This is a genomic window from Bacillus cereus group sp. N31, assembly GCF_016483245.1.
GTDB lineage: Bacteria > Bacillota > Bacilli > Bacillales > Bacillaceae_G > Bacillus_A > Bacillus_A toyonensis.
Genome location: NZ_JAEHCH010000056.1, coordinates 1 through 8,597, shown reverse-complemented (window position 1 = coordinate 8,597; position 8,597 = coordinate 1). Strand labels below are relative to the sequence as shown.

The window sequence follows — 8,597 nt, the reverse complement described above, 5'->3', positions numbered from 1 at the left end:
TCCTTTGCTATTTTCCCCGCTTCACTCCATACATCTTGCGGCTGTACCCCTTGTCCTGATAATGTTCCTAGTTGCTGATTTGGTCCTGCTGCTAGTAATATGTTTGTGAGTCTTTCCGCAGTATTGATTGTATTTCTTGCATGATCAAAAATTCCTTGCGGTTGCAATCCAAGCTGATTAGAACTAACGTTTTGTAAAGTCATTTTTCCACCTCTTATTTAAATTAAATGCTTTATTTTAGCATTCTAGGTTATATTTTCCATACAAACTCTTATATATTCATTCTTGTTTTATGTTTTAATATTTTTATATTAATTAATTTTCAGTTTTTAATTTATATATATATCATAATATTAATAAATTATTAATTTATAATTTATAATTTATATATATATCATAATATTAAACTCCAATTTAATTTCACGTATATTACAGTACAATTACGTGAAATCATATTTTAAAAAACGAAATCCTAATATACACTTAATATAATTATACAGCTGTATAATTATATTAAATTTTGCTAACTAATTAATCTACTCACATTTTATTATATGGTAAAATATATCCATCGCTGATATGTCCAAACATGTAATTTTCATAGCAGCAAAATTACAACTAGACTTATACAACATGATTCAAAACAAATGAAGGAGTGTTTTAAGTGAAAGGACATATTCGAAAAAGAGGAAATAAGTATTGTATTGTTATTGATATCGGACCCGATCCAGAGACAGGAAAAAGAAGACAGAAATGGTTTTCTGGATATAAGACAAAAAAAGAAGCACAGGCTGATGTTGCGAAGAAGATTACAGAATTGAATGAAGGGACTTTTATAGAGCCGTCTAAGGTTCCATTAAAGGAGTACCTAAATCATTGGCTAGAAATTAAAAGTATGAGTATAGAAAGGAGTACCTTTGTCGGCTATAGGGCATTTATCAACCAACATGTTATACCTACTATAGGAATGGTTACACTCCATAAATTAAATGTCATGCACATTCAAAAATGCTATAAAACTGCAATGGATAAAGGTATTGCAAACAATTCTATCCTGCTTACTCATAGAATTTTAAAGAGCGCTTTAAATCTAGCTGTAAAACAAAATATTATTTCACAAAATCCTGCTGCTTTTGCTGAGATACCAAAAAAAGAAAGAACCTCTATCCAGACTTGGACAGAGGAAGAAGTAAAAAAGTTTCTTTTGCATTCACAAGAATCACGATATCACATTGGGTATCTACTTGCAATAACTACAGGTATGCGTATGGGAGAAGTTCTAGGCTTACGATGGCAGGATGTTGATTTTGAAAAGCATACTGTTACAATAAGCCAAACATCTGGCCATGACAATAAAATCAAAAAAACAGCAAAAACAAATTCGTCAAAGCGCACCATTCCTGTACCTAAAGAAACTATAGAATCCTTAAAAAGGCATAAGCTTACGATTAATAAAGAGAAATTAAGATTTGGTTCTGCTTATCAAGATTTTGATTTAATTAATTGTAATGAGTTTGGAATGATTATAAAAAAAGCTAATTTTAGAAAAAATTTCATTAGAGCGACACACAACGCAGGCATAAAGGAAATTAAATTCCATGATTTAAGACATACACATGCAACCATACTATTGAAACAAGGAGTTAATCCTAAAATTATCAGTGAACGACTAGGTCATACAGACATTTCATTGACATTAAGTGTTTATTCTCATGTTTTGCCGAATATGCAAGAGGAAGCCGTTAAAAACTTTGGAAAAAGCATTTTTGGATAACTTATGTTTGCAAAATGTTTGCATTCCATAAAAATAGGTCAAACAAACGTTGTTATATCAAGGTTTGTTTAACCTATCATCTTATATTCTTGGTAGAATCTCCGAATACCTACTGTAACCTTTAATAATGGAATATTCTCACCACCACGAGTTATACATTCAAATCGGTATACATAGGCGAAAAAGTCTTGTGTTTTTTCATCTTTAATCGGCTCTGACATTGCCTCACAAATATTTTGTGATCGAAGTGGAGAAAAATAGATTTCTTCATTTTTATTCTCAATTCGTATAGGTTGTACACAAAAAACATGTGAAATTAATGCGGGTACCCATTTAGAAAACGTTTCACTATCATGTAATACTGTTACATTCGAAATCAAATCGTCATGCCATTCATATTTTGGCGGTTCCATTAATTGATTCGGTTTCCAATCATGAATGACCTCATACCAACTTTGAAATATATAATCAAGTTGTTCTTGCCTAATTGGTTCTTTTGACACAATCCATGGCGTATTTTCATTTAATACATACGGATTATGCTGAATAAACAATATATCAGAAAACATATCATACAATCTTTCATTTAAACGCTTTAACTTATTAGTTAATAAAAATGTCTTGTAATGTATCTCTACAATGTCTAGCCATTCAATCGGAAAATATATAAATGATACATGTTCCTTTAAAAGTGGCTCTACTATATTTTTAAATGTTAATAACCGTAATTTTTCCATGTATTGAGTACTTCCTCTCTTCATTTATCTTGATTATCAAAAAACGAGAAACACCAATTACTGAATCTAAACAATTTAAAATTAAAAGTCTAAAAGAAGAATTTAAAACAATTTATTATAATAATACGTTATTAAAATAATGCTTTTAAAAGTTACACGTAATTATCGAATACATCACCCCTAACATCTCAAATATATTACTTACACATTATACATTACATTGTTATATATTGTATTTACGTTTTACAATAATTTTACAAAAAACAAATATAAAAAATGGATTGCCTATACTTACTAGCAATTCCTCTATTCTTTATCCAATTACGTCTCACTTTATTAAGCCTAAAAATGGTGATTTACCACGTTTAGACAAATACTTCTTCGAAAATACAATGTTTTATAACGAACAACCGTATTGTGAATTAGTCAGCGCTCAATTTTTCGAATTAGACTTTTCACCTTGTCCTACAGAATTAAACTAGCCATTTGTAACTAATAGAATTTCTTATTGTTCAAAATTGACCTACTTAAAAATTAAGTTGATGGACATGCGGTCTTACCCTTATTAGTATGGCTAATAATGCTATAATCACTCATATAAATCCTGAAACCAGTAAAATTTTAGTTAGCTTCTCACATATAAATTGGACAAGCATACGCTATTGTATACCCCCCACTCATAGAAAGATAGAATGTATTAATTTTCTCAATTCACTAATGGAAAAACCTTAATAAAAATATCTTCATATTTATCGAATATAGTTTTGAATTCTTATAAATTATATAATTTTGGAGTTGGTTCATACGTTACAAAAAACTGATCGTATTATCATTATGGTCCCTCCACTTTCACAAGTGTTTGTTACATTTTTCTCATCATTAGGAGAACCTATTTCATCACAAATTTTGTCTAATACATCTCCATACCCTGTATCAATGTTTGCACTTAATGAACTTGAAAGTGAATTATTTGAAGTCGAGTTAAAACCAATACCACCGCATTAAATCCGGGCTCAATTGGACCTACCGGTAATACGGATCTACCAACATTAATTCTTACCGATAGAGTAATTGACACTGGCGTACTTACTATTTCTGGTGGAGCAACAAATACAATTACCTTTACTATCCCAATCACTTTAATAACAACCGCGACTATCGAAGTTTCAGCATTTTAATAAAATTTTATTAGCCAGCATATATTTTTTAGTACGTACACTCTCAAAAACTTATTATGGACTTCTAGATATATCGGGTATCAAAATTCCTTGAATACATTATCTATCTTTGATATCACGAATGATTTTATGAGTATTCAGTATTAGTGTTTTCTATATGATTAAGTCTATATTTGAAGGTGACATATCAGCGATATTTTTTATCTATTTCTTATATGTGTTAGTAAGTTCGTTTGCAAACTTGTTAGCACTTTTTATAATGATTCTATTAATCATATATAAGAATTTTTTATAAATGAAGTAAATTTCTTAGGACATGTATTCGTTTTACAAATGAAAGAAGACATCTCCTAAAATTGGAAATGTCTCTTTTAAATTAATAAAACAATTTTGGTTGTATTTCTTTATTTTGATCAGTTTTTTCACCAATAAATTATGTAGTTTCAGTACTTGTACTACAACTTGTCGAGTATAAAATCGGTATACCGCATATTGCATCATTCATTACATCACGAAAAACTTTTGCAGCGACTTCTGTGAAAGTTTGACACAGATTAGATATATCATCATTAAAAAACTGTATTACTTCTGCAGAAAAAACTGGAAAAACAACATTCGCTCCACCCGGGAACTGCGGCTGTACAACAAATTGCACTGTAGGTTTAAGAAGTGTAGCTAATGCAATCGCTTTTTCAAAATCCGTAGTTTGTACTAAAATAATAAAATTTCCATCAGTCGGTATTAGCGGACCTACTGTTACAGTTGGATCAGCTCCTACTGAATTTCTAAGTTCATTAAAATATGTGATCCCTGGCGGTGAAAGTTGAGGTTGTATATGCTCGTCCATTCTTTTTCCACCTCCTTTTGTAATTCTTAATAAGATAATATGGATAAAACTCGATAGTGTATTAGACATATATATTATTTTTCACTATTATTTTCATAAACTTACCATATCAATTTTGGAATTTTGTACGCTTAGAAAACCATTTAGACACATTTACCTAATTATTGTACGCCAATAATATAGTTGTGGAGAATTTACAGATAGAGGATTTAGAAAGAGCAAGAGGACACAGCTAATTAATCATGAAGATACATTGTGTTAGATGAGTAAATACATAGGTTTCATTTGTAGTAGTATAGTATGTTTTTCCTTTACTGTTATGTACTTTATACTGTGGCGAACGATTGACACTCACTTTTGCATCAATTATAAATCCCAATCCTGTATCTACAGAACCAGCTCCATCTTTATCCTGCTAAGATGGAGCATTATAGAAACGTAGATTGTCTACTCTGCTTTTTAATCGATTAGGAACAGATACTTCTGAAAGAAATCCACTATATCGTAGCAGGAGTTATATTCACAGCTGTAATTTTACAAGTTGAAATAGCAAACCTAACAGTTGTAGTTGGATTTATAGGTAATGTCCCTAGTACTATACCAAGTCCCGTTTGTTCCACGTTAAAATCCGCTGCAATAGAACCATTACTTGCTAAAAGACTCACTGTAGATCCGATAAACGCATCCAGTAACTGTCTAATTGGTCGTTCACGACATTCACACTCGCATCCTACATCGGTAGGTGGAAGTAATGTTATAGGTGGTCCTGGTGGTAAAAAACCTACTCCTGTTACATCAGAAATATTGACCACAAAGGTTGTAGTGCCATCTGTAACTGTAACTAAAAAATCATTCACGGAAGTGATAGTAAATAGAAAGAAAAGTGGGGGCGTGTTGGGTGTGTCTGCAATAGTGCCAAGAATAACAGTTTCTCCAATAAGTTGTTGTAAAACGCTTTGCATAGGTAAAACACAGCAATCACAAAGACAACCTTCAGTTGCTCCTGTCGGGCCTGTGTCTCCTGTTGGACCCGTTCCTCCCGTTGGACCTGTCCCTCCTGTTGGACCCGTTCCTCCCGTTGGACCCGTTCCTCCCGTTGGGCCTGTCCCTCCTGTTGGACCCGTTCCTCCCGTTGGGCCTGTCCCTCCTGTTGGACCCGTGGGACCGGTTGGTAAAGTAAATGGTGGGATTGGAGGAAGTGTAGGGCCAATTACATTTGGATTTAATGCATTTGCTTGAAGTATCCCATTTACATTTATCGTTTGTATTTCATTTTTATCAAACACATAACTACCTCCTATGATTGTACTATATTGTAGTAATACAGTTATCTTACATACACATAAACTTCATTAATCGTAATATAATATGTTTTCCCTATACAATGGTGCACCTTAAATTGTAGTGAACCGTCCATATTTACCTTTCCTTCAATTGTATATCCCTCACCTGCATCTACGAAACCTGACAAGATGGAGCATCATAGAAACGTAGATTATTAACCTTAGAAACCACACGCTTCCCTACAATAGGTGAATCAACTGTACTTTTCTTATTAAACTTCACATAAGATGGATCGTTCTTAATCCACTGATCCCACCAAGATTTAACCAACCATCCCTTTCAGCCCGCACAAAATAAATGAAACTTTAAGTAGTCAAGTGGATCTTCATGATCTGTTCCACCAAGGTATTTCGTTACATCATAGTGAGTCCATAATCCTTTTTCTACAGATAATCTACGGTCACGTAAGATTTTAGCTAGTAACTTAACATATTTATCATAGCTGCGTTTGAATTTTGTATAGTCCACTGTTTCGCATAACTCTACATGTACAAATCGTTTATTAGCAGCAGTACCTCCACCATAAGCACTGGACTTTGTATCTGCGATTTGGATTATTTCATTCCAGTCAACCGCATAATGAACGAACGCGTTTCTCCATCTTCTTCAAAACCAGTACGCATTATCTCTTCCCATGAAGCTACAGACTTTGTTAGGTCTGTTTCGCGATAATTCATCCGTTTTGTTATAAATTCTTCACGGTTTGAAGGATTATTCTCTAACTGTTTATATTGAGTTAATACCTTTTTAAATAATTGTTTAGCATAAGAACTTCTCGGCTCACTAAACATCGGATTCGCTTTTTCCCATACATCAGGATTATCAATTTCTTCTGGATTATCTATCTTGCAAATAAAAGGAAATAATGGATCTTCTAAATCTTTTCCCTTTAGAATGTTCATCGCTCGCTCTTTCGTCTTGTCCAGGAATCCGTCGCGGACAAAGCCATCTGTACCAATAAAAAATTCTCTAGCATTTGGCACTTTTCCAAGTCCACTAGAGAATACATTTACTACATCAAAATTTTCATATGATGTATTTCATCGTAAATAACACAACCGTCACGAAGTCCATCCTTAGAACCAGCATTAGATGTATGATATTGCATAATACTTTGAGTATCGTTACTCAGTATCTCTACCTTAGTTCGATAAAACATATCTTCTAGTATTTCTTTTCCTTTAATAGCATCATAGACTTCACGAAAAGAAACTTTAGCTTGCTTCTCGTTGTTAGCCACAATTGAAACATTGTAGCGGTCTATTCTGTGTAGTGGACTAATAAAGAAATGACATAATGATGAAATCAAACCATTTTTACCGCCACCACGAGCCATCATAATTAGAAACTGCTCGTAAAAAACCGAATCGTCTTCTTCATAAAAAAGAAATACAAAAGCGGTTAAAAACTTCTGAAATGGTTGTAATTCAAAATACCATTTCTCATCATGTTCCCATTTATTTTGTTTCTTTTCGTACATTCTTCCATGTTCTTTGTTATGGCAATTCACACAGATTGTTTCGAGATTATTTATATCTAATGCAAGATTAGGATGATGTTCTAGTTCTTTTATATGATGGACAACGAGTTGTATCTTCTTACGCTTTGCACTCTCACTGTACTCATTGGCATCTGTTTGAACACGACCGTTACGCTTACACTCTTGGCATTCATAGTTGTCCCTCTTCTTTACTTGCTCTCGTATGCTCTTCCACTCACCACAGTCATAGAACTTACGCTTCTGTTGTTTGGTTTTGTACTCATTCATTATGCCTTTACCTCAATCACTCCCGTATCAATTCTTTTCTCACGATGTTGAATATCAAGGCACTTTTCGCAGTAAAATGTAGCCGAAACATCTACCCCAAAATGTCTGGTATCAGAATAAAAAGTAGTAGTCTCACTTTCTAACAGCTGGTATCTATGCTCACACATTATCCTCGCTCCTTACCTAAAAATAAAAAGCACCCGAATGGATGCTTTTTTCATTAATTATTAATCTATACTTCAATTACGGTAAATGAAGTTTTATCCTTCTTCCAATCACCTAATGTTGTTACATCATCTACGCCAATATTATTAAGTAACTGAAAGAAGAGCAAAAGCCCTTCTCCGTCTACACAACGTGAATTGCAATTGAATGTGAAAACAAGAAACAATTGTTCATCCAATCTACAACCACCGCCACCGGTCATGACGATCCATTTTCAGTTATCAGGAATCTTGTGAGCGTTGTTTTCCGCCACTACTCACAATACAAATATAACATGCTAATTCCAAAACAACCGGCACATTTACTGCCAAAAAACGGTCACGATTCTGCCATTTATTTTAATTCGCTAATAACCTTTATTTTCCTAGACTACCTCACTGCAACAGCTACACTGAATAAATTGAATTTTCTTTCAATAACTATGCTTGATCGGATTGTAGAACATGTAATGGAGGCGGAATAATCCAACCTTTTTTCTTATTCAGACGAAGTAATATAGCTCCAGCTTGTGCTTTTTTCATATGAAATTGACCAAACATCATTCCAACATCTTCTCGAAGAGATTGTCCCATAGCTTGACTACATGCTACTAAGCCAGCAGCGAGATCCATAGAAACTTTAGCTGCAATTTCTGCATCATTAATACAAGCACCAGGAGGAATCGTTTCAATAGATGCAACTGGTCTTTCTGGAGGTGCTGGTGGTAATGCAACACCATTCAATT

8 protein-coding genes and 5 pseudogenes are annotated in these 8,597 nt (G+C 33.4%); 2 read left to right on the top strand and 11 right to left on the bottom strand.

Features of this window, described 5'->3' with window-relative positions:
• The coding region (locus JDS81_RS29585) for a hypothetical protein (protein WP_199688679.1) at nt 1-203 on the bottom strand (203 nt) is incomplete at its 3' end.
• A gap of 461 nt (nt 204-664) precedes the next feature.
• Here JDS81_RS29585 and JDS81_RS29580 point away from each other — a divergent pair.
• Complete coding sequence (locus JDS81_RS29580; RefSeq protein WP_098657645.1) at nt 665-1,774, top strand: site-specific integrase; 1,110 nt, start codon at nt 665-667, stop codon at nt 1,772-1,774.
• A gap of 68 nt (nt 1,775-1,842) precedes the next feature.
• Here the strand turns inward: JDS81_RS29580 and JDS81_RS29575 are convergent, their stop codons facing one another.
• Nucleotides 1,843-2,511 carry a pPIWI_RE module domain-containing protein gene (locus JDS81_RS29575; protein WP_087969196.1) on the bottom strand — a complete coding sequence of 223 codons (669 nt, stop codon included), beginning with the start codon at nt 2,509-2,511 and terminating at the stop codon, nt 1,843-1,845.
• A 323-nt stretch (nt 2,512-2,834) separates the two neighbouring features.
• Here JDS81_RS29575 and JDS81_RS31225 point away from each other — a divergent pair.
• A pseudogene (locus JDS81_RS31225) lies at nt 2,835-2,990 on the top strand (DUF7852 domain-containing protein); the annotation flags it as partial.
• Nucleotides 2,991-3,457: 467 nt separating this feature from the next.
• Here JDS81_RS31225 and JDS81_RS29570 read toward each other — a convergent pair.
• The 9 genes and pseudogenes from JDS81_RS29570 to JDS81_RS29535 all read right to left on the bottom strand — a co-directional run.
• Complete coding sequence (locus JDS81_RS29570; protein WP_179864586.1) at nt 3,458-3,649, bottom strand: hypothetical protein; 192 nt, start codon at nt 3,647-3,649, stop codon at nt 3,458-3,460.
• 473 nt (nt 3,650-4,122) lie between these two features.
• A complete protein-coding gene (locus tag JDS81_RS29565; protein ID WP_097952702.1) occupies nt 4,123-4,536 on the bottom strand; it encodes a hypothetical protein in 414 nt (137 codons plus the stop codon).
• 232 nt (nt 4,537-4,768) lie between these two features.
• Nucleotides 4,769-4,996 (bottom strand): annotated as a pseudogene (locus JDS81_RS30690) (hypothetical protein); the annotation flags it as partial.
• Between the two features lie 37 nt (nt 4,997-5,033).
• Complete coding sequence (locus JDS81_RS29560) at nt 5,034-5,822, bottom strand: exosporium leader peptide-containing protein (RefSeq protein ID WP_142316295.1); 789 nt, start codon at nt 5,820-5,822, stop codon at nt 5,034-5,036.
• Between the two features lie 41 nt (nt 5,823-5,863).
• A pseudogene (locus JDS81_RS29555) lies at nt 5,864-6,486 on the bottom strand (N-acetylmuramoyl-L-alanine amidase); the annotation flags it as partial.
• Nucleotides 6,471-7,324, bottom strand: a pseudogene (locus tag JDS81_RS29550) (terminase large subunit domain-containing protein); the annotation flags it as partial. The pseudogenes JDS81_RS29555 and JDS81_RS29550, both read right to left, overlap by 16 nt.
• Nucleotides 7,316-7,648: pseudogene (locus JDS81_RS29545) on the bottom strand (HNH endonuclease); the annotation flags it as partial. The pseudogenes JDS81_RS29550 and JDS81_RS29545, both read right to left, overlap by 9 nt.
• 232 nt (nt 7,649-7,880) lie before the next feature.
• On the bottom strand, nt 7,881-8,051 hold the full coding sequence (locus tag JDS81_RS29540) for a hypothetical protein (protein WP_242481423.1): 171 nt from the start codon (nt 8,049-8,051) through the stop codon (nt 7,881-7,883).
• Nucleotides 8,052-8,292: 241 nt separating this feature from the next.
• The coding region (locus JDS81_RS29535) for a DUF3231 family protein (RefSeq protein WP_199688678.1) at nt 8,293-8,597 on the bottom strand (305 nt) is incomplete at its 5' end.